The 20,236-nt window shown below is 41.7% G+C and carries 20 protein-coding genes and 1 riboswitch; of the genes, 8 read left to right on the forward strand and 12 right to left on the reverse strand.

Annotation, left to right across the window (positions count from 1 at the left end):
- A partial coding sequence (locus RG47T_RS26420; protein WP_216351058.1) for a hypothetical protein occupies positions 1-479 on the forward strand: 479 nt, incomplete at its 5' end.
- A gap of 169 nt (positions 480-648) precedes the next feature.
- Here the strand turns inward: RG47T_RS26420 and RG47T_RS13580 are convergent.
- Both RG47T_RS13580 and RG47T_RS13585 read right to left on the reverse strand, forming a co-directional pair.
- Positions 649-1,557 carry an NAD(P)/FAD-dependent oxidoreductase gene (locus tag RG47T_RS13580; RefSeq protein WP_074489973.1) on the reverse strand — a complete coding sequence of 303 codons (909 nt, stop codon included), beginning with the start codon at positions 1,555-1,557 and terminating at the stop codon, positions 649-651.
- The gene (locus tag RG47T_RS13585; protein WP_074489974.1) at positions 1,557-2,759 is read right to left on the reverse strand and encodes a GTP-binding protein; all 1,203 of its coding nucleotides are present in this window, start codon (positions 2,757-2,759) and stop codon (positions 1,557-1,559) included. The genes RG47T_RS13580 and RG47T_RS13585 overlap by 1 nt, the downstream gene beginning before the upstream one ends.
- Positions 2,760-2,836: 77 nt before the next feature.
- On the opposite strand from RG47T_RS13585, the gene RG47T_RS13590 reads away from it, so the two are divergent.
- Positions 2,837-3,220 (forward strand): MerC domain-containing protein, encoded by a 384-nt coding sequence (locus RG47T_RS13590; protein WP_074489975.1) that lies wholly within the window; start codon positions 2,837-2,839, stop codon positions 3,218-3,220.
- Between the two features lie 145 nt (positions 3,221-3,365).
- On the opposite strand, the gene RG47T_RS13595 is transcribed toward RG47T_RS13590, so the two are convergent.
- Complete coding sequence (locus RG47T_RS13595) at positions 3,366-3,545, reverse strand: BF3379 family histone-like protein (protein WP_074489976.1); 180 nt, start codon at positions 3,543-3,545, stop codon at positions 3,366-3,368.
- A gap of 304 nt (positions 3,546-3,849) precedes the next feature.
- Between RG47T_RS13595 and RG47T_RS13600 the strand changes: the two genes are divergently transcribed.
- Positions 3,850-4,278 carry a VOC family protein gene (locus RG47T_RS13600; RefSeq protein ID WP_074489977.1) on the forward strand — a complete coding sequence of 143 codons (429 nt, stop codon included), beginning with the start codon at positions 3,850-3,852 and terminating at the stop codon, positions 4,276-4,278.
- On the opposite strand, the gene RG47T_RS13605 is transcribed toward RG47T_RS13600, so the two are convergent.
- From RG47T_RS13605 to metE, 5 genes are all read right to left on the reverse strand, one after another.
- The gene (locus RG47T_RS13605; RefSeq protein ID WP_074489978.1) at positions 4,279-5,676 is read right to left on the reverse strand and encodes an alpha-L-fucosidase; all 1,398 of its coding nucleotides are present in this window, start codon (positions 5,674-5,676) and stop codon (positions 4,279-4,281) included.
- A gap of 34 nt (positions 5,677-5,710) precedes the next feature.
- Positions 5,711-6,124, reverse strand: a complete 414-nt coding sequence (locus RG47T_RS13610) for an SRPBCC family protein (protein ID WP_074489979.1) — start codon at positions 6,122-6,124, stop codon at positions 5,711-5,713.
- Positions 6,125-6,459: 335 nt separating this feature from the next.
- Complete coding sequence (locus tag RG47T_RS13620) at positions 6,460-8,292, reverse strand: ABC transporter ATP-binding protein (protein WP_074489981.1); 1,833 nt, start codon at positions 8,290-8,292, stop codon at positions 6,460-6,462.
- 70 nt (positions 8,293-8,362) lie between these two features.
- Complete coding sequence (locus tag RG47T_RS26740; RefSeq protein WP_245770873.1) at positions 8,363-9,910, reverse strand: hypothetical protein; 1,548 nt, start codon at positions 9,908-9,910, stop codon at positions 8,363-8,365.
- Between the two features lie 339 nt (positions 9,911-10,249).
- Positions 10,250-12,556, reverse strand: a complete 2,307-nt coding sequence (gene metE / locus RG47T_RS13635; protein WP_074489982.1) for a 5-methyltetrahydropteroyltriglutamate--homocysteine S-methyltransferase — start codon at positions 12,554-12,556, stop codon at positions 10,250-10,252.
- A 171-nt stretch (positions 12,557-12,727) separates the two neighbouring features.
- Positions 12,728-12,918, reverse strand: a riboswitch (cobalamin riboswitch).
- 225 nt (positions 12,919-13,143) lie between these two features.
- Here metE and RG47T_RS13640 point away from each other — a divergent pair.
- Entirely contained in the window at positions 13,144-15,162 is a 2,019-nt protein-coding gene (locus RG47T_RS13640) for an ATP-binding protein (protein ID WP_074489983.1), read from the forward strand.
- Positions 15,163-15,168: 6 nt separating this feature from the next.
- Here RG47T_RS13640 and RG47T_RS13645 read toward each other — a convergent pair whose 3' ends face one another.
- Positions 15,169-15,804 (reverse strand): hypothetical protein, encoded by a 636-nt coding sequence (locus tag RG47T_RS13645; protein WP_074489984.1) that lies wholly within the window; start codon positions 15,802-15,804, stop codon positions 15,169-15,171.
- A 174-nt stretch (positions 15,805-15,978) separates the two neighbouring features.
- Here RG47T_RS13645 and RG47T_RS13650 point away from each other — a divergent pair, with 174 nt between their 5' ends.
- Positions 15,979-16,398: a pentapeptide repeat-containing protein gene (locus RG47T_RS13650; RefSeq protein WP_074489985.1), complete on the forward strand. Its 420-nt coding sequence runs from the start codon at positions 15,979-15,981 to the stop codon at positions 16,396-16,398.
- Positions 16,399-16,466: 68 nt separating this feature from the next.
- Here RG47T_RS13650 and RG47T_RS13655 read toward each other — a convergent pair whose 3' ends face one another.
- Positions 16,467-16,868, reverse strand: a complete 402-nt coding sequence (locus RG47T_RS13655; protein ID WP_074489986.1) for a winged helix-turn-helix transcriptional regulator — start codon at positions 16,866-16,868, stop codon at positions 16,467-16,469.
- A gap of 109 nt (positions 16,869-16,977) precedes the next feature.
- On the opposite strand from RG47T_RS13655, the gene RG47T_RS13660 reads away from it, so the two are divergent.
- The 3 genes from RG47T_RS13660 (at position 16,978) to RG47T_RS13670 (ending at position 19,258) form a co-directional block, all read left to right on the forward strand.
- Complete coding sequence (locus tag RG47T_RS13660) at positions 16,978-17,349, forward strand: DoxX family protein (protein WP_074489987.1); 372 nt, start codon at positions 16,978-16,980, stop codon at positions 17,347-17,349.
- Between the two features lie 130 nt (positions 17,350-17,479).
- A complete protein-coding gene (locus tag RG47T_RS13665; protein WP_074489988.1) occupies positions 17,480-18,079 on the forward strand; it encodes an FMN-dependent NADH-azoreductase in 600 nt (199 codons plus the stop codon).
- Between the two features lie 462 nt (positions 18,080-18,541).
- Positions 18,542-19,258, forward strand: coding sequence for a hypothetical protein (locus RG47T_RS13670; protein WP_139235773.1), 717 nt, complete (start codon positions 18,542-18,544; stop codon positions 19,256-19,258).
- A 72-nt stretch (positions 19,259-19,330) separates the two neighbouring features.
- Here RG47T_RS13670 and RG47T_RS13675 read toward each other — a convergent pair whose 3' ends face one another.
- Together RG47T_RS13675 and RG47T_RS26745 are read right to left on the reverse strand one after the other, a co-directional pair.
- Positions 19,331-19,681: a VOC family protein gene (locus tag RG47T_RS13675; protein WP_074489990.1), complete on the reverse strand. Its 351-nt coding sequence runs from the start codon at positions 19,679-19,681 to the stop codon at positions 19,331-19,333.
- Between the two features lie 32 nt (positions 19,682-19,713).
- Positions 19,714-20,236 (reverse strand): MFS transporter (locus tag RG47T_RS26745; RefSeq protein ID WP_253187520.1); only part of this gene is annotated, 523 nt, incomplete at its 5' end.

Consider the following 20,236-nt stretch of genomic DNA (forward strand, 5'->3'; position numbering starts at 1 on the left):
ACCAGGATCAAGGCCAGCTAAACAGTAGCGATGTGCAAAACCTTTCTGCCGGTTATACCGATGGTTTCGGGGTAGATCAGTCTGCTGTAACATCAAACAAGCGTTACAAAAACTTAAACGTGTTGGTTGGTCCGCAATATACATTTGTGTTTAACAAGTTGTATGTAGACCTGCGCGCCAATGCAGGAATTATTAAAAGTTTCTCGACGCCAGAAATCGACGTAGTGCTAACTGATGATGATAAAGACTATCCCTTTACCCAGCACAGTTCAACCGCTACAGCTTTTGCTTACGGTGGTAGCGTTGGTTTACGCTATAGCCTAACCAAATGTATTGGCTTGGCATTGAAAGAAAATTATATTACTTCTGACGGCATCAAAATTGACAATGACAATCGCAATAATACCGCCGGAAGATTTGTAACCAAGCAACCGATCTCAGAATTACAAACTACACTTGGTTTAACGTTTACACTATAATAAAAAAATCAAATTATACAAAGCGACTAACCCTTTGGGTTAGTCGCTTTGTTATTGCTGCCAATACATATACCTATACCTATAAAAAAGCGGCTCCCTGTTTTACTAGAGAACCGCATGAATTAAACTAAACTAACTAACTTCTCACCGGAAGTGTCTTTTGCCTATTTTAAAAATCGGCATCAATTAATTCTTTATTAATCATAGCCGCTGCAAATGAGCCTGTAGCCGCAGCAGAAGCCACAGATCGCATAACTGTAAAGCAATCTCCTGCGGCGTACAAACCCGGTATTGTTGTGCGGCCAAATTCGTCGGCCTTAATTAAACCGCTTTCTGTAAGCTGACAACTCAATTGTTGCGGTATATGGCAATGCTGATGAAATGGTAACCTGGCATATAAAACCGAAACTTCTACAGTACTGCCATCTGTAAATAATACGCTGCTTATTTGCCCATCCTTGTGTATGATCTCTTTTAACACTGCTTCCACAACTTTAATACGCTTAGTTTTCAGCTTCATCAACTGATCTTCGCTCAGAGACGATTTTCCATTGGTAAACAGTGTGATATGATTAGTCCAGTTGCTGATGAGTTTTGCAAAATCGAAACCGGCATCTCCATTAGCCAGTATCCCGGTAGGCTGGTTGCTAACTTCATAGCCATGGCAATACGGGCAATGCAAAACCGAAATACCCCAGCATTTGGCAAAGCCGGTAATTTCTGGCATCACATCTTTAATCCCTGATGCAAAAATCAGCTTGGCTGCCGTAAAAAACCGGCCGGATAATGTGCCAATTTCAAAACCATTATTATAAGGCATACCATAAGCAGCCCTATCTTCAAAAAAACTGACTGTGGTATATTGCGCTAACTGCTCCCTAGCTTTGGCTGCAATAGCCCCAGGTGTCTCTCCATCCCTCGTTAAAAAATTATGTGAGTGCGGGGTTTGCCGGTTACAGGGTTCGCCACTATCAATAATCAATACTTTACGTAAAGCCCGGCCAAGCGTTAAGGCGGCTTGCAGGCCTGCGTAACTGCCGCCAATAATAATTACATCGTAGTTGTTATCCAACGCCATTACAATATTGCTTTAAAGGGGTCTTCAAACTCAAACTGCTGCTCGTACATGATCTTCTCCACGTTGGTGATCAAACAACTTTCCAGATCGGAGGTAATCTGTACTTTGTCTATATCCTGCCCTATAAACACCAGTTCGTTTATTCTATCGCCATAAAGGGCAGACCAACGTGCTTCTATCTGTTGCTGGTTAAAGGCAAAATCGCCGTTCACTATCCTTTCCTTGTACGGCATAGATGCCCACCAAACGCCGGCATAGTCTACCTTTAATGAGCCGCCTGCCTGCGAGAAGTTAAGCGCTTCATTGCGCCGCGAGGCCAGCCAGAACATACCTTTGGCTCTGATGATATTATTGGGGTACTCCTCATTTAAATACCGCCACAATCTTTCGGGATGAAACGGCTTTTGTGAACGAAAAACAATAGAACCGATGCCATATTCTTCTGTTTCTGAGGTATGATGCCCCTCCAGTTCCTTGATCCACCCGGCGGCTTGTGATGCTTTATCAAAATCAAATTTACCGGTGTTTAAAATTCTATCCAGCGGTACTTTACTAAACTCACTTTCTATCAACTCGGCTTCGGGGTTTAACTTGTGGATATACTCCTTCAACAAGCCAAGATCGTTCGGTAATATCAGATCTGTTTTATTAAGAATGATCACATTGGCAAACTCAATCTGGTCGGTGAGCAAATTAACAATAGCCCGTTGGTCGGCTACATCGTCGGTTAGGTTTCTGTCCAGCAATTTTTCATTGCTCACATAATCCTTAAAAAAGTTAAAGCAGTCAACCACGGTAACCATGGTATCCAGGGTACTAAAACGGCTGAGGTCTATACCCTGATTATCATCAGCATAAGTAAAAGTTTGTGCTACCGGGATGGGTTCAGAGATGCCGGTACTCTCAATCAGCAAATAATCAAACCTATTTTCTTTAGCCAGTCGCTCTACCTCTATCATCAAATCTTCGCGCAGGGTGCAGCAAATACAGCCGTTGCTCATCTCTACCAGTTTTTCGTCGGTACGCGATAAGGTATGTTCATTTGCCACCAGTTGGGCATCAATGTTAACCTCGCTCATGTCATTAACAATGACGGCAACTTTCAAATCATTTTTATTGTGCAAAATGTGGTTCAGCAGCGTTGTTTTGCCGCTTCCTAAAAATCCACTCAGCACGGTTACGGGTAATTTCTTGTTAAGCATGTATCAGATATATGATACAAAACTAAGTATTATAATTTTAATTGCAACTAAGTTGCAATTAAAATTATCTTTGTACTATGTTTAAGAATACCAGTAATAAAATGGATGTTGCAGGCATATGCGTATCCATTCTATGTGCCATACATTGCGCGTTACTACCTTTAGTTATTACCCTACTCCCTTTAATAGGCCTTGGCTTTTTGGCTAATAACTATTTCGAAGCATTAATCATTGCTGCTTCGCTGTTAATAGGCTATACCTCTTTAACTACTTCGCAGCGAAAGCACAAGCAAATCTGGCCACTTGTTATATTAACTACAGGATTTATGGTGATTTTTATTGGCAAGATGTTGATTAACCCATATTACGAATGGCTTTTTTTGCCTGCAGGCGGTTTATTGATAGCTAGTGCCCACTTATACAATTCGAGACTAAGCACACACCCTCATGAACACTATTAACAGATCAAAAAGATGGCTCATGGCCATGGTATTGTGTATGTTAAACCCGGCTTGCACACATAAAGTTACAGAAAAGGCTGTTGGTATACACCAACAAAAAAGCCCTCCGATAAATCGGAAGGCTTTTTTATAGAAAAACAAATTCTTATTTCTCTTTATTTTTCAGATCAGTAACACCTTGACGAATTTCTTGCGCCAGGTTTTTTACTTTTTGAAAACCGGTTCTAACACGAGTACCAGCCGCTTTGTTTCCTTTGCTATAAAAGCTCTCTGCATCTGCTTCTATCGAAGCGATCAGTTCTTTCAGTTCATTAAATTTGTCCATCTATATTAAGTGATTTGAATTTCAAACATAAATAATTTGATAATGTTTGCAGCAAATATTTATAAATGACACTATTTACCGTGATTAAACCCTTTTAGTTAGCTTTTACTCATTTGCAAACGGCCTGACTAACAGCATAAATATAAGCGCCTGCACCAAATTGAACACCACAATTGTTACACGAAACCGATGTTATTCCGCTAGTTTTTCGCCCATCATTTAGACTTTAAGGACAGCTTACCTGCAAATAATATGTATTTTAGGCTTAAATAAACCCGAATAAGTGATACTGTAAAATCAAACTATGCATCAGTTAACCCCTTTCCACGTTGCGGTACCTGTGTATGACCTGCAACAAGCCCGCGAGTTTTACCGCGAAGTGTTAAGCTGTGCCGAAGGGCGAAGCAGCGACCAATGGGTAGACTTTAATTTATTTGGGCATCAGTTTGTGATACACCTTAAACCAAGGCCTAAAACCGAAACAGAACATCACTTTAACCCGGTCGATGGCCATGATGTGCCTATCCCTCATTACGGCGTGGTGCTGGAATGGGATGCATGGCACAATCTGGAGGCAAAATTACGGAGCCATGGTGTACAATTTATTATAGAACCGGGCATCCGTTTTGCCGGCAAGCCCGGCGAACAGGCCACTATGTTTTTTCTTGACCCATCTGGCAACGCGCTGGAGTTTAAAGCCTTTAAAGATATGGGGCAGTTATTTGCCGTATAATTATCGCCTCTCGTTATAAACCTGAAATTCGGCTATAGAAGGCTGGCTGTTGTAGCCATCAATCCATACCCTAACTTTGTTACCCCATACCCTGTTAAACCGGTGTACTTTTATTTTGGTAGCATTATCGCCGCTTAGCAAGGTGTGCCATTGTCCTTCGGCAAAATACTCCAAACGGTAGTTTTTAATATTAGCTTTCTGCTCGGCAATAACAATGGTGTTAAAAGCTTGCTCGCGTGTAAAATCTACTTCATAAAAAGGATTTTTAACTGTTGAATTTGAAATCCACGAGCTACCGAAATCATCATCATTGGCAAAATCCATAATATTCATATCATCACTCCAGCTAGAAATTGAGGGTTGATTTTTGGCGAGGTTTGATGAAATAATAGGTGCATCCAAGGGCGGCAACTTAGCAACGGGGCCTTCGTTTTTCCACATGCTGCCTATTTGCTTTAAACCGGCAATGGCATTGTCATCAATTACCCCATCGCGGTTGGGCGCTACATTGAGGATAAAATTACAACGGGCATTATTTAGCGGAATTAAAGTTTCGTTAACCAGCTTAGGAATATCCTTAACCGGCGTGGCCGGGAAATCTGTTTTCCAGAACCAGGCGCTGTTGATAGGCAAACAAGCCAGCGCAGGCATATGGTTGCTTTCTTTCGAAATCCTTTGCCCAGCTCCCATCTCATATGTTTTTATATCGCTGTAATACAGGCCCTCACCGGGATATTTGGCACCGTTAAGATCCATCAGCAAGCAATTAGGCTGTAGCTTTTTTACCAGCAGATAAATATCCTCGAACGGGATATCATCATAACTAATCCTCGACCATGGGGCATCCCAGCCATCAATAATCAATGCTTCGATAGGGCCATAATTACTTAAAAGCTCCGTAATTTGCGCCTTAACCATCTCAATGTGCTTAGGCTGAATTTGATGCGGACGCAAGCGATGGTGGGTATCCAATATAGAATAGTACAACATCACCTTTAATCCGTTAGCACGAAAAGCATTTACATATTCCTTAACCACATCGCGTTTTAGCGGGCTGTTCATTACGTTGTAGTCGGTGGTTTTGGTATCCCAAATACAAAAACCGCTATGGTGCTTAGTTGTTAAGCAACCATAACTCATATTGGCAGATTTTGCCGCTTTAGCCCACTGATCGCAGTTTAATTTCTTTGGATTAAAAGCTGAGGCCGGCGCATCCGGATCGGGCCAGTCCTGGTTCATATAGGTGGGGATGTTAAAATGTATAAACATCCCGAACCGCAAATCAACAAATTGCTGTTGTAGTTGGGCTAATGGTTTTTGTTCAACAGTTTGCGCATTTGTTAAGCCATTTAAAAGCAGCAGGCAAATTAAAACCGCAAGTATTTTTCGTAAAGTCATAGTAATAGTAATAGATGTATTGTAGCGGCTGATTTTAGTTTGCTTCGGTGTACTTTTTAAAGTTATCCAGAATGGCTTGCCAGCCGCTTTTTTGCATTTCTATTGAGTTTTGATTTTCGGCATCGAAAACGGTTGTTATTTGAGTTTCCTCGTCTTCATCTGTAAAAGTGATTTTTGCCTTTCTGCCATCACCCAGGGTATAACTGATGAGCTTATTAGGTATTACTTCATCATAAACACCCCCAAAATCGAAACCAAAACTACCGTCCTTAGCCTCCATACGCGAAAGGAATTTACCACCGGCACGCAAATCGTTTTCGGCTTTTGTGGTGTGCCAGTCCGGCGAAGCGCTGTTCCATTGGGTAATGTGCTCGGGGCCTGTCCAATACTCCCAAACTACCTCTACGGGTGCATTAACTGTTGCTCCTATTGTTATTTCTGTTGCCATTTTGTGTTGCTATTGAATTGCCGGTTATATTATTCTGCCAAAATAGGTAAACCAAATTATTTTACCGGCAATTAATTACTGCCTATATTTTAATTAAGTTATTTGGTAACTTGCAGTAAATGAACAAGAAGACATTAAAGGCATTTTTTACAATCGGTTTAATGTTCCTTATTGCAGGCTTGGTTTTGATATATAATGGCAAAATGGCCTACGGAGTAGGCTTTACAAGTTTGGGCGTAATATGGGCGATGATAAGCATTGGGCAAATTAGACTGCGAAATATACGAAGCATCCATTAACCTCACTTAAGCCAGGAGCTTCAACAAATTGGCTAATTATTGATACCCTGCTGCCTGTAGTTTAAATAACTCGGCATAGCGGCCATCACGGGCCAATAATTCTTCGTGAGTACCAATCTCCAAAATAGTTCCTTTTTCGAGCACCAGGATGCGGTCGGCGAGGCGTGCAGTCGAGAACCGATGCGAGATCAACACCGCCGATTTACCCTTGGTAAGTTCTGCAAAACGCTGAAACACCTCGTACTCTGCACGGGCATCTAAGGCAGCAGTAGGTTCATCCAAAATCAACAGTTGGGCATCTTTCATATAGGCACGCGCCAGGGCCACCTTTTGCCATTCGCCCCCCGATAGTTCTACCCCATCGTTAAAGCGGCGTCCCAGCCATTGATCGTACTGATGAGGTAGTTTTTCGGCCAATGCATCAGCCAAACTTTCATGCGCAGCCTTTTTAATGAGGAGCATGTTATCAATCTCGTTAATATTACCCACGGCAATATTTTGCGACAAGCTCATCTGGTAGCGCAGATAATCCTGAAAGATAACCCCGGTATGGTGACGCAGGTCTTCAATGGCATACTCGCGGATATCTGCACCATCTAATAAGATGCGGCCTTCGGTTGGGTCATATAAACGGGCTAATAATTTTACCAGTGTGGTTTTACCTGCGCCGTTTTCGCCTACCAATGCCAGCTTTTCGCCGGGGTGCAGGGTAAAGTTAAGGTGCCTGTTGGCCCAGCTTTCGGCATTATGGTAACGGAAGCCAACGTCCTCAAACGTAAATCCTTGTTTAATAGGATCTGGAAAAGGTAATGGTTTTTCGGCAACAACAATGCGGGGTTTAATATCGAAGAACTCCAGGAAATCATTGAGGTATATTGCTCCCTGCGATACTGCTGTAAAACGTGTTAAGATACCTTCCATCAGCGAACGTAATTGCCTGAAAGAGCCTGCCAGGAAGGTAAGATCACCTACAGACATGTTGCCGCTTACCGTACGGATAATGATAAACACATAAGCCGCATAATAACCCACTGTACCCAGCACAGAAAAGAAAGTACCCCATACCGAGCGGCTTACGGCCAACTTGGTATTATCGGTATAAAACTTATTGGATAGGGTGGTAAAACGGTTGATCACAAAATCTGCCAGGCCGAAAGTTTTAACCTCTTTAGCAGTTTCGTCACTGGCTCCTAAAAAACGCAGATAATCCAATTCGCGGCGTTCGGGGGTTTGGCCACGGGTAAGGGCGTAACTTTGATTATTAAAATGCGATTCGCCTAAAAAAGCGGGTAAAATAGCGATGAGCAAAAGCAAAATAAGCCAGGGATTAAAAGCCAGTAAGCCGGTAATTAAAAAAGCCATAGAAATCATATCCTGTATCTGGCTCATTACCTGCGAGAGCAGCACGGTACGGCCTATGGTTTGCTGCCGGGCACGTTCCAGCTTATCATAAAATACAGAATCTTCAAACTGGTCCAGGTCAAGCGTGGTGGCATGCTTCATGATCTGGATGGAGGTATAGTTAGAGAACTGATCGCCCAGCAAACTATCCAACAGGTTAATCATTCGGTTTAAACCATCTGTGAGGATAGCTAACCCAAACTCAATACCCACCAACTGCCATATGTAATGATGATCCGCATTGCCTGCGCCATGGCTGTTTAGGTGTACCACTTCGTCAACAATCAGCTTACCCACATACAGCAAGGCTACCGGCATAGCCGAGCGGATAATACGTAATATAAAACTAAGGGAGGTTTTCCACGGGCTGCTTTGCCATACCAGCTTAAAAAACTGCGGCAAATTACTTAATGCAGAAAGGCGTTGCTTAAAGGAAAGATCGTCGGTATTTATCCTGTTTTTAGCCATTTAGTAATTTAAGGTAAAACTATACCATAAATTATATAAACATATCATGAGCGTATCAAATTCTTAGTTGCTATATACGCAGGTGTGCATTGTAAGTCTCATAATCTCCAAAAGAGGTATTAGTACGGCCTTTTTGTTCCAGATCACTAATAAACAAAGTAAGTTCTTTGGTAAAACCATCGAGCGAGATGGCCGAAACCTGCAGGTAGTCAATCATTTTTTTCAAATTCTCCGGCGAATTCATAAACTGATCGAGCATACTGGTAAGGCCCAAAATATTGGCTACAGGCTGCCTTACCTTATGCGAAGTGATAAACATCATCTCTTCCAGGCCTTCTATATATTCCTTTAAATATTCTTCGGCTTTTTTTAGTTCATGATAGGCAAGGTTCAATTCGTCGGCACGCTTTTCTTTTTCTTCACCCTGAAAAGTTAACTCTTTATTAGCAATTACCAGCTCAGCCGCGCGGTTTTCTTTCTCGGCATTTTGAAACGCCAGTTCGCAATTGGCAATTACCAATTCTGCAGCACGAAGTTCTTTTTCTGTATTTTGAAAAGCCAGTTCGTTGTTAGCAATAGCCAATTCGGCTGCACGGTTTTCTTTTTCTGTGTTCTGGAAAGTCAATTCAATATTGGCAACGGCCAGTTCGGCTGCGCGGTGTTCTTTCTCTGTGTTTTGAAAGGTTAACTCTTCATTAGCAATAACCAACTCTGCTGCCCGGTTACCTTTCTCTGTATTTTGAAAAGCCAGCTCTTTATTAGCCAGCACTAATTCTGCGGCACGATTTCCTTTCTCCGTATTTTGAAAGGCCAATTCGTGGTTGGCCAAAATTAATTCTGCTGCGCGTTTTTCCTTTTCGATATTTTGAAACCTTAACTCTTTATTGGCAACTACAAGCTCGGCTGCACGCTTCTCTTTCTCGGCATTCTGAAAGGCCAATTCGTGATTGGCCACAATCAATTCGGCAGCACGCTTCTCTTTTTCCAGGTTTTGAAACCGCAGTTCTTTATTAGCGATAATTAGTTCGGCAGCGCGTTTTTCTTTCTCGGTGTTCTGAAAAGCCAGTTCGTGGTTGGCTACAATTAACTCGGCAGCACGCTTCTCTTTTTCTGTATTCTGAAAGGTGAGTTCCTGGTTAGCTATAATTAATTCGGCGGCGCGTTTTTCTTTCTCCCCATTCTGAAAAGTAAGTTCTTTATTGGCGATGATTAACTCTGCAGCAAGTTTTTCCTTCTCAGCATTTTGAAAAACAAGTTCTTTGTTAGCTATTAGCAATTCGGCGGCGCGCTTCTTTTTTTCTACTTTTTCATAGGCTACTTCTTTGTTGGCTATCACGAGTTCGGCGGCGCGTTTTCTCTTTTCTATCTTTTCAAAGGCAACTTCTTTGTTGGCTATTACCAATTCGGCGGCACGCTTCCCCTTTTCTACCTTTTCATAAGCAACTTCCTTATTGGCTATTACCAATTCGGCAGCGCGTTTATCTTTATCTATTTTTTGCAGGGCAACCTCTTTGTTAGCATTAATTAAAGCCACCGCGTGTTTAACCCGTTCTATTTTTTCCCGCACCGCTTCTTTTTTAGTAAGGATCTTATCGTCTGATTTTGTTGGCTTTTCCATATCCTGGCGTGATAAGTTTAAAGTTCGGCATTATATTATGGTAAAAAGGTCTTACTTTTTTTATTAATTTTTTAATTTAATAATGCACTAGATGAATCAGTTCCAGATCGATCTGCAGGGCTTATAAGATCGTTAGAATAGTAAAGTAATCTTGTAATTATAATCACCAGTAAGCAATGTAATTAATTTTTTTGCTTCCCGCAATATTTAATTATTATAATATTGTCTTTATGACACATTATACAATGCAATAGCATACATAATCTTTTGTAACAAAGCCGTAAACAAAAAATGCCGCGCTTTTCAGCACGGCATTGGCATAAACTTTCTTTAGGTACGTTATAGGGTCTGAGGCTCTTTCAAATTGGCGCGTGCCTGCTTAGCAGCAGCAACCATGTTTTGCAGAGCTGCTAATGTTTCGGGCCAATGGCGGGTTTTTAAGCCGCAATCAGGATTTACCCAAATGTTTTGAGCAGGCAGCAGGGTGGCAGCTTTTTCAAGCAGGCTTACCATCTCTTCGGTAGTTGGTACACGGGGCGAGTGGATGTCATACACACCGGGGCCAATTTCATTGGGATACTCAAAATCGGCAAAAGCATTCAGCAAGTCCATTTGCGAACGCGATGTTTCAATTGTAATCACATCGGCATCCATGGCGGCAATATTTTCGATAATATCATTAAACTCGCTGTAGCACATATGGGTGTGGATCTGCGTTTGATCCTGCACACCGCTGGCCGAAATACGGAAGGCTTTAACAGCCCAGTTTAGGTAAGCCGGCCAGTTGGCTTTGCGTAAGGGCAGCCCTTCGCGAATAGCGGGTTCATCAATCTGGATAATGCCTATACCGGCAGTTTCCAACGCTACCACCTCATCACGAATAGCCAATGCAATCTGATTGGCGGTAACAGACCGTGGCTGATCATCGCGCACGAAAGACCATTGCAAAATTGTGATTGGCCCGGTAAGCATCCCCTTCATCGGGCGGCTTGTTTGTTGCTGTGCAAAATGGCTCCAGCGTACAGTCATATCCTTAGGGCGACTTACATCGCCAAAAATTACCGGTGGCTTAACGCAACGGCTACCATAGCTTTGCACCCATCCGTTTTTGGTAAACAGGTACCCATCCAACTGTTCGCCAAAATATTCAACCATGTCATTACGCTCAAACTCGCCATGCACCAGTACATCCAGGCCAATTTGCTCTTGCAAGCGGATGGCATCGATGGTTGCTTTTTCAATGGCTTCGTCGTATTGCTCAACGGTTAGTTCGCCTTTTTTAAATTTAGAACGCAATTGGCGGATCTCATCTGTTTGCGGAAACGAACCGATTGTTGTAGTAGGGAACAATGGTAATTTAAACCGCTGCTGCTGCAACTGCTGCCTTACCGGGAAAGCACTTATGCGTTTGGCATCGTTTTCTGTAATGGTTGCTACCCGTTGTTTAACAGCTTCCTTATGGATTAAAGATGAACTTCTGCGCCCATCAATGGCTTTTTGGTTGGCATGCAACAATTCGGTATTGCCACTAATTATTTGGAACAAGGCATTCACTTCTTCCAATTTTTGCTTAGCAAAAGCCATCCAGTTCTTAATTTCCGGCTGGATTTCTGTTTCCTGATCCAAATCAAATGGTGTGTGCAGTAAAGAGCAAGAAGGTGCTATCATAACACGCTCCTCACCCAGGCAGGCAACTGCTCTGTTAATTTGGATGCTTGATTTCATGAAATCGTTTTTCCAAACATTACGGCCATCAATAACACCTAATGAAAGGATGAGATCAGCCGGAATCAAAGCCAAAACTTCATCCAGTTGCTCCGGCGCACGTACCAAATCGATATGCAGCGCGGTAACCGGCAGTTTAACTGCCAGCTGGCTGTTATCCAGCAGGGCATCAAAATAAGTAGCAACCAATAGCTTAACACCTTTACAGGCTTTGGCTATTTCGGCATAAGCATACTCAAAAGCCTGCTTTTCTTTCTTGCTCAGGTCAAGCACCAGGAAAGGCTCATCGAGTTGAATCCACTCGGCACCGAAGTTTTTAAGGCGATTGATGATCTCGATATAAACCGGCACCAGCGCTTTAATAAGGTCAATTTTTTCGAAACCGGCTTCTTTTTCTTTGCCGGCCAACAGGTATGATACAGGGCCCAGTAATACTGGTTTGGCAGCCTTACCACAGATTTGGCAGGCATGGTTAAACTCCGAGAAAATATTCTCGGAAAAGATCCTGAACTTTTGACCGGCTGTAAACTCGGGGACGATGTAATGGTAATTGGTATCAAACCACTTGGTCATCTCCATGGCGGTAATATCAAGGCCGTCTTTTTGATAGCCGCGCGCCATGGCAAAATACAGATCAATCTCCTCGTTAGTTTTTACATCGGTAAGTACCGGTGTGTAACGGGACGGGATAGCGCCTAATAAAAGGCTCATATCCAACACTTGGTCATAAAAACTAAAGTCGTTACAAGGTACCAGGTCTATACCGGTATTGAGTTGTAACTGCCAGTTTTCTTCCTTGATCTTCCGGGCTGCCTGGTGCAGCTCTTTTTTGTCAATTTTGCCTGCCCAGTACTGTTCACAGGCTTTTTTAAGTTGTCGGTGGCTGCCCATGCGTGGGTAGCCGAGGTTGTTTTTAAGCATACGCTAAAACTTTAGTTAAACATTAATGATTAATTAATGCTCCTTACGTTTTGGGTATGTTTTCGGAAATAGTTGTAGAAGTAAACACAGGCAGGCACACCTAGGGCATTAAGCCACAGGTTTGCATACTTTAGGGTTCACCGACTACTGCTTCAAATCGCGAAAGCATAGGTCTTTAATACAGCGGGGGCAAGTCTCCTGGCTTGTAACATTAAGCCGCCCTTCTCATCTCTTTTATAGAAACAATGGGCATTATTGGCTTAACCTTTTGTGTTACTTACAGTTGCGCGACAGCCCGTGATTTACACACGGTTCCTTCTTAGTCCCGGCGCTAACCGGAAACCTCTGCTGCTGAAGATTTTTCTTTGTAAAGAACGTTAGCACAAATGTAAGCTATTGTATTTTAATAATCGCCGGCAAGTATAATCTGCACCCGGCCTTAAAAACAATTTGATTATGAAGCATTTAAGAACAAATACAAGCATTATGAATTAATTGAAACGAAAATATTCATTACTCTTTATTAATAAATAATAAAAAATTATATTTGCGTAACCCTAATTAAATTGGTTTTGCCCTGCATTACTATGGCTAAGTGCGGATTAATATTTTCACTCATTATCATCTTATTTGCTGCTCCTTTAACCAAGGTACAAGGTACGGCAGCATTAAACCCTCCCAAGAAAGTTCCTGAAATAGAGAAATATAATAAGCTCATCAGCTTTTATCGTTACGAAAACCCAGACTCGGCACTGTTTTATGTAAATAAAGGGCTAAAATTAGCCCGGGGTAATAAGGATACAGCAGGCCGCGCCATGATGCTGAACCAATTGGGGATGATTAATGATAACCGTGGCCAGTTTGTTGAATCGCAAAATAACTACCTCGAAGCCTATAACCTGTACAAAGCTATCGGTAAAACCAAGGGTATGGCTACCGTAACTATTAGACTGGGTGTTGTAGAATTGCGAAAGGGTAATTACGACAAGGCCATTGCTTTCTTTTTAAAGGCGCTGCAATTAAGCGAGCGGATTAAAGACCCCGCCGGCCTGCTCGAAGCCAACCTTACCCTGGGCGAAGGCTACATGGGGCAGCATAAATACGATATAGCCCTGCATTACTTTAAAATAGCCGAAAGCATTAACAACAGTATCCCGCTATCTAATTTATCCCTTAACCTTTTTAATGATTTTGGCGTTATATACCGCGAAACCGGCATGCTGGAAGAAGCCAAGGATTATTTATTAAAAGGCATTGCCCTTAGTAATATACCACAGTTTCAGGGGCTCAATATTACGCTTACCAATACCCTGGCTACTATTTATGCCAAAGAAGGTAATACTGAATATTCTATCAAGCTGCAAAAGCAGGCGCTGAAAAAAGCGATACAGATACACAATTACATACGCCAACTGCTTACCTTAAACGGGCTGGCCAACAGTTACCAAAATATTAATATAGATACCAGCCTTAATTACCTTTACAAAGCCAAAACACTTGCCGAAGGCAGGCAAGCCTACAAACAGGTAATAGAAGCATTACAAAGCATTGCCGAGCTTTATACCAAAAAGGGGGACTATAAAGCCGCCCTGGATGCCAAGAATGAAGAGTATAACCTGGCCGATAAATATTTCTACAAAGAAATGTCGAAACAGGTTACCAGTTTGCAGGGCGATTATGAATTGAGTAAATCCCGGGCAAAGGTTCAACAGCTGCGGTACATTAACATTCACCAGATGCTGGAGCGTAAAATTATTATGGCTATTGCAGGCTGCGCAATTTTGGTATTGCTGGTTATTGGTTTTTCTTATTACCGCAGTTGGATGCTTAATAAAAAACTGCAAAATGCCAATGCCGACCTTGACCAGTCTAACCAATTAAAGGATAAGCTATTTTCTATACTGGGTCATGACCTGCGCTCGCCGTTTGTATCTGTTATTAATATTTTAGAGCTGATAGATGACGAAGACCTGCCTGCCGATACCCGCAAAGAAATGGTATCAGAATTATCGGTAACCAGTAAAGCCGCCCTCGAAACCCTAACCGGGCTACTTAAGTGGGGCGAAATGCAAATTAAGGGTGTACGCATTAACCGTAATGAATTTGCCGTTAAACCCATTGTAGAAAGGGTAATGCTGTTACTGGCAGGTACAGCCAACTATAAACGTATCACTATTAAAAATCAGATCTCAGACGATCTGATCCTTATTGCAGATAAAGACCATGTTGAGTTTGTATTGCGTAACCTTATCTCAAACGCTATTAAGTTTACCGGCGTAAGCGGGCAGGTAACCCTTAAATCGTTTTTTGATGTGCACCGCAATATAGCAACTATTACGGTTGAAGATACGGGTGTGGGCATTGCACCAGATCGGTTAAATACTATTTTCAGCCTCAACAACATTAGTAGTAACGGCACATACAACGAAAAAGGCACCAGCCTGGGTTTGCTGGTATCTAAAGAGTTTATAGATGCCAATGAGGGTACTATCAGCGTTCGCAGTACTCCGGGTATTGGTTCGGTATTTTCATTTACGTTGAAAGCTGCAATAGACAAAGTGTTAGATACCGATAAAAAGGACAAAAACTCTATTAATAAAGCTTAGCCTAATTCAATAACCCGATGTCAACCCCTTATCTAGAAAATTATTTCTGTGCTTTTCCCGGCAAAGATTAAGCGTTTGCGTTAATAATTGATACAATAAAGGATTAGATATTTGGCTGGGCGAATGTGCCAATGCTATTTTTGTTTGTGATGATATATTTACAGTGTACTTAACGTAAGTATCGTCAAGTATTATTCTACTTTTATTTTGCTCCTTATTTTCAAGTTCCTCTTTACTTGAAGTCATCATCAAGCCAAGCAAATGGTCATACGCCTTATCAGATTTTAAATTAGCTACTATTAAATCGCGCTTGTAAACTGAATTTCTTTCCACTAGATCATCAAAAAGTTTTTTGGCTACCGAATCCTTAATACTTTTTCCTTTTTTAAATTCATCAATTATACGCATGTATGCTGTATCCTTATGTAAAGCTGAATATCTTATACTATCCAAAATCGAGTAAGCAATGTTAACAATATTGTGTTTCTTCCGGATATTTATCTTAAAATGGTTATTGGATACACTAGAATTAGCTTCTATCTGTATGTTAAGTTCATCAGTTGATAAACCGGAAATCGATTTAGCCTCAACTTTGGCAATAATAATTACTATTAACAACCAATATTTTACATTTTGGGGCATAGGTTTATCTTATATACCAAATTACAAAAAACTACTGAAGTAATTAAATACATTTCCCAATAGGCTATGTTTTTGAAAAGCATTCTTAGAATCGATATAAAAAACTAAGCATCAGGGCTATTCAAAACAAATTTATATAGATTTACTTAACCAAATAAATCAGGATAATCAGAGATGGAAAAGCTTTCAATTACAGACGATAATAAAGTACTGGACGTGCAACGCTCGCGCATAGACCATTCGGAGTTTAAAATGGTATCTTCGACACATTTGTTGTTTATGGATGTCAACATGACCAATTGCAAAATTACCGATGCCAATTTAAGCGACCTGGAAATTGAAAATGCCCAACTTGGCGGTGCTTACATCCATAACATTGGTATGCCACCAAAGGGCCATCCAAATTATGATGCCAATGTTAAGCAAAAGCCATTAAGGTTTGACGATTGTTATTTGTCGGGCACCACAATAACCAATTGCAACCTCAGCGGGGCAGCCATAACAAATTGTAATCTTAGCGGCCTGGATATTTCTAATTGTAATATCGGTGGGTTAAAGATCAATGGCATATTGATTGAAGACTTACTTAAATAAGATGTTGTCTGTTGTCTAAAATATAAAAAAATGAAACTTCCCGACAACCAATAACAGACAACCCAATATTACCTACCCGATTTTCTGCTGGCTACTATCCGCTGCCTGTGCTGAATGCCCCAGTTTCTGAGCTCTACCATCACCCTATCCAGCGACTGGCTATACGGTGTTAACTGGTAAGTTATGGTAACCGGTGTGGTTGAATATACTTTGCGAATCACAAATTCATTCAGTTCCAGTTCTTTTAATTCTTTAGATAAGATCTTGGGCGTAATCTCGCCCAACGCACGTTGAATATCTTTGAAACGCAATGGCCCGTTTGACAGGGATACGATCAACGGTAACTTCCACTTTCCGTTTAATACATACAGCGCATCACGTACCCCTGCTATACTTGCGGTGCAGGCTTCGGTGCTATGCTCAGCCCATCTTATGGCCTCGTCATCGTGTATTTCTATTGCAGTTTCCATAACCATACAAATGTAATTACTATCCTAAAGGATACCGGTATCCTTTAGGATAGTAGTATCTTTTAGATAGCAAAGGTACTTAAGTTTGCCTCATTAAACATTAAAAAAAATGAAAGCAACCAAAATTACGTACTGGATAACCACAGCAATTGTAGCATTAATGATGCTGTATTCGGCATCGGCCTACTTAACACAACCTGCCATGGCAGCCGCCTTTAAACATTTGGGTTACCCGGATTACTTCAGGATAGAACTGGCCATAGGCAAAATAACAGGCGCTATTTTACTCCTCGTCCCGCTTACCGCACGGATAAAAGAATGGGCTTACGCAGGCTTCGCTATCACATTTGTTTCGGCTTTTATAGCACATTCGGCCTCCGGCGATCCTGTGCCTAACCGTCTAATGCCGCTCATCTTTCTTATTCTGTTAATAGTTTCTTACATCACTTACCATAAGCAACGTAAAACAACTGTACAATAAAACTTGAGGTTACCGATGCCTGCAAGCACCTGTGTACCATTGCCAGTTAAAAAATATAACGATGGACTTGCTATGCCTCAATAATCCATAATCAATTAACAAAACATCAATAAATTAAATTTCAAATCAAATGAAAAAGATCCTTCATATCATCTCAAGCCCCAAAGGTGATGCCTCATTTAGTATTAAACTGGGTAATGCCATTATAGCAAAAGTTAAAGAAGCTAACCCCGGCAGTACGGTTACAGAAACCAACCTGGTTACAAAACGATTTCCACATCTGGAAGAAGCGCATTTAACCTCATTTTACACCCCGGCCGAACAGCATACACCAGAACTTGCAGAGGCCATTAAACACTCTGACGAAGCTATTGCCGAAATTATGGAGGCAGATGTAATTGTAATTGATGCCCCGCTTTACAACTTCGGCATACCATCGGCACTTAAAGCCTGGATAGACCATATTGCCCGCGCAGGCGTTACTTTTAAATATGACGAAAACGGCCCCGAAGGTTTGGTTAAAGGCAAAAAGGTATATATTGCCCTGGCATCGGGCGCTATTTACAGCAACGGGCCAATGCAAGGTTATGATTTTGTTGCTCCTTACCTTAAAAGCGTTTTAGGCTTTATGGGGATGACAGACCTAACGGTTTTCAGGGTAGAAGGTTCTGCCTACCCTAACCTGAAAGATACTGCATTGCAAACAGCGATAGCCAGTATTGTTTTATAGTTAAAATTTGCCATTCTTAAAAATGCGGATATCTGCTATAAAGCATAACAGATACCTGCATTTTTGCATAAGAGGCATGCTTAGATACCAAACACACTCCATCTGCTGATGAAAGTATACCGCCTAACAACGCTTTAACGCGTTGCCTGATATCACTGTGCCTAACTACAACTATTTCATGCAATCGTGCAAAATAGAGCGGCTATATGGCGACAAGATAGCCACATGTATACCTTAAATGCTAAAACTGGCGAAACCATCTGGAAGGTACTTATGGGATACAGCAATAACATGTGGCTTAAACTGTCATCTGCTAGTAGTAGGGTGTAAACCAGTTATAAATTTTTAGCGTGCCTGGTTTATCTATTATTCCCTGTTTAAAACCGTACGTGTTACCGTCCGTTTTCGCACACCTAAAACGTACATAATGCTTCAGATTACAGCTAAAGGCAGCTTTTAGCAATGGCACTACCATTGTACAATACAATAGCGACACAGGCCTTAAAAGTAATTGCTATGCTATTAAAAACTCCGGCTTTATTTACAATCCTTTTCTTCACTGCTTTGGCCAGCATGGCACAAACTACGGTTAAGGTTGATCTTTTAAAACTAGAACAAGAAAAAAAGATCAGCACCTATAACCGCCATAGCAGCGTGCTTAAAGCTCCCGAACCCGTTATCCATATGGACGAACAGCCCGATGCCGGTATTGCCTGGATAACCGGAACGGCATTTAAAAATGGTACCATTGAGTTTGATATAAAGGGTAAAGACGTATTACAGCAAAGTTTTGTAGGCATGGCTTTGCATGCTGTTGATAGCCTTACTTATGATGTTGTTTATTTCCGACCGTTTAATTTCAGGGCAGACGATCCGGTACGAAGATCGCATTCGGTACAATACATCAGCCTGCCGGGGTACGACTGGCCTTTACTTCGCGAAAAATTCCCCAACAAATATGAGCAGCCTATCGCTCCCGCTCCCGACCCTAATAATTGGTTCCATGCAAAAATTATAGTAAAGGGCGTAACAATTAGCGTTTATGTAAATCATAATACTAAACCTGCACTGGTAGTGCAGCAACTGGCCAGGCTAAATGGCACCCGGATTGGGTTCTGGGTGGGTAATGGTTCTGGCGGAGAATGGAAGAACTTAACTATTACTGCTATAAATGATTGAGTTTTTAGCTTAGTTAACTTAATGTGGGGGACAGATGGGTGAGAGCATCTGTCCTTTTTTTGTTACCCGGGCTTATTCCTGATGCAGGCTCAGTGTATTACCGTCAGGGTCTTTAACTGCGGCAAACCTACCCCATGGCGTGGTTTCAACAGGCGCAACCTCAATGCCTTGGGCATTCAATTCTTTAATTTTATCTTCTATATTATCTATACTTATTACCATCCCCCTAACGCTGCCTGCGGGCATATCATCAAACCAATTAACCAGCGCAATGGTGGTTTCGGCACCGGGTAAAGTAAGTTGTATCCAACGCTGGCTGCCGCCCATGGGTGCATCTACAAGCACCTGGAAACCAAATTTAATGTAAAATTCTTTAGCACGGGCTTGGTCCGTAACGGGGATAGAGACAATAGATATTTTCATAACTGGTTTTATATCAGCACTAATATACTAAATTATTTTAACTCTTCATCCATTTTAGAGAACCTGTCCATATTAGGCAAGCTAAAGCTCACTATTAATGAAACCACAGAACATGCCGTTATATACCAAAAGAAATAATTAGCATGCCCGGCCTGTTTAAAGCCCAGAGCAACCGACTCGGCTGTGCCGCCAAAAATGGCAACAGCCAGGGCATACGGAAAGCTTACCCCTAACGAGCGTACGTTAGCCGGAAACAATTCTGCCTTAATAATAGCCGAAATAGAGGTACACAAACTTAATATAATTAAGGCCAGCGTAATCAGCAGTACTGCGGTCACAAAATTATGCGTGGTACCCAGCGCCATCATAATAGGGTAAGTAGTTACCATACTGAGCACACCATAAATAATCATCATTTTTTTACGTCCCACCCTGTCGCTTATTACCCCCGCTATGGGGTGGGCTATCATAAACACAAACAGGGCTATCATGGTAATGGTGGTCGAATCGTTTTTAGAAAAGCCCGCCGTATTAACCAAAAACTTTTGAATATAA

It is taken from the genome of Mucilaginibacter polytrichastri (genome assembly GCF_001911425.1).
In the GTDB taxonomy this organism is placed as follows: Bacteria; Bacteroidota; Bacteroidia; order Sphingobacteriales; family Sphingobacteriaceae; genus Mucilaginibacter; species Mucilaginibacter polytrichastri.

What these genes read in the sequence shown, in the direction of transcription:
- RG47T_RS13655 (WP_074489986.1), bottom strand. Translation starts at nt 16,868, where the DNA reads ATGGAAACTGCAATAGAAATACACGATGACGAGGCCATAAGATGGGCT.
- RG47T_RS26740 (WP_245770873.1), bottom strand. Translation starts at nt 9,910, where the DNA reads ATGGAAAAGCCAACAAAATCAGACGATAAGATCCTTACTAAAAAAGAA.
- RG47T_RS13585 (WP_074489974.1), bottom strand. Translation starts at nt 2,759, where the DNA reads ATGCTTAACAAGAAATTACCCGTAACCGTGCTGAGTGGATTTTTAGGA.
- metE (WP_074489982.1), bottom strand. Translation starts at nt 12,556, where the DNA reads ATGCTTAAAAACAACCTCGGCTACCCACGCATGGGCAGCCACCGACAA.
- RG47T_RS13665 (WP_074489988.1), top strand. Translation starts at nt 17,480, where the DNA reads ATGAAAAAGATCCTTCATATCATCTCAAGCCCCAAAGGTGATGCCTCA.
- RG47T_RS13660 (WP_074489987.1), top strand. Translation starts at nt 16,978, where the DNA reads ATGAAAGCAACCAAAATTACGTACTGGATAACCACAGCAATTGTAGCA.
- RG47T_RS13590 (WP_074489975.1), top strand. Translation starts at nt 2,837, where the DNA reads ATGTTTAAGAATACCAGTAATAAAATGGATGTTGCAGGCATATGCGTA.
- RG47T_RS13610 (WP_074489979.1), bottom strand. Translation starts at nt 6,124, where the DNA reads ATGGCAACAGAAATAACAATAGGAGCAACAGTTAATGCACCCGTAGAG.
- RG47T_RS13640 (WP_074489983.1), top strand. Translation starts at nt 13,144, where the DNA reads ATGGCTAAGTGCGGATTAATATTTTCACTCATTATCATCTTATTTGCT.
- RG47T_RS13675 (WP_074489990.1), bottom strand. Translation starts at nt 19,681, where the DNA reads ATGAAAATATCTATTGTCTCTATCCCCGTTACGGACCAAGCCCGTGCT.
- RG47T_RS13620 (WP_074489981.1), bottom strand. Translation starts at nt 8,292, where the DNA reads ATGGCTAAAAACAGGATAAATACCGACGATCTTTCCTTTAAGCAACGC.
- RG47T_RS13645 (WP_074489984.1), bottom strand. Translation starts at nt 15,804, where the DNA reads ATGCCCCAAAATGTAAAATATTGGTTGTTAATAGTAATTATTATTGCC.
- RG47T_RS13580 (WP_074489973.1), bottom strand. Translation starts at nt 1,557, where the DNA reads ATGGCGTTGGATAACAACTACGATGTAATTATTATTGGCGGCAGTTAC.
- RG47T_RS13605 (WP_074489978.1), bottom strand. Translation starts at nt 5,676, where the DNA reads ATGACTTTACGAAAAATACTTGCGGTTTTAATTTGCCTGCTGCTTTTA.
- RG47T_RS13600 (WP_074489977.1), top strand. Translation starts at nt 3,850, where the DNA reads ATGCATCAGTTAACCCCTTTCCACGTTGCGGTACCTGTGTATGACCTG.
- RG47T_RS13650 (WP_074489985.1), top strand. Translation starts at nt 15,979, where the DNA reads ATGGAAAAGCTTTCAATTACAGACGATAATAAAGTACTGGACGTGCAA.
- RG47T_RS13595 (WP_074489976.1), bottom strand. Translation starts at nt 3,545, where the DNA reads ATGGACAAATTTAATGAACTGAAAGAACTGATCGCTTCGATAGAAGCA.
- RG47T_RS13670 (WP_139235773.1), top strand. Translation starts at nt 18,542, where the DNA reads ATGGCACTACCATTGTACAATACAATAGCGACACAGGCCTTAAAAGTA.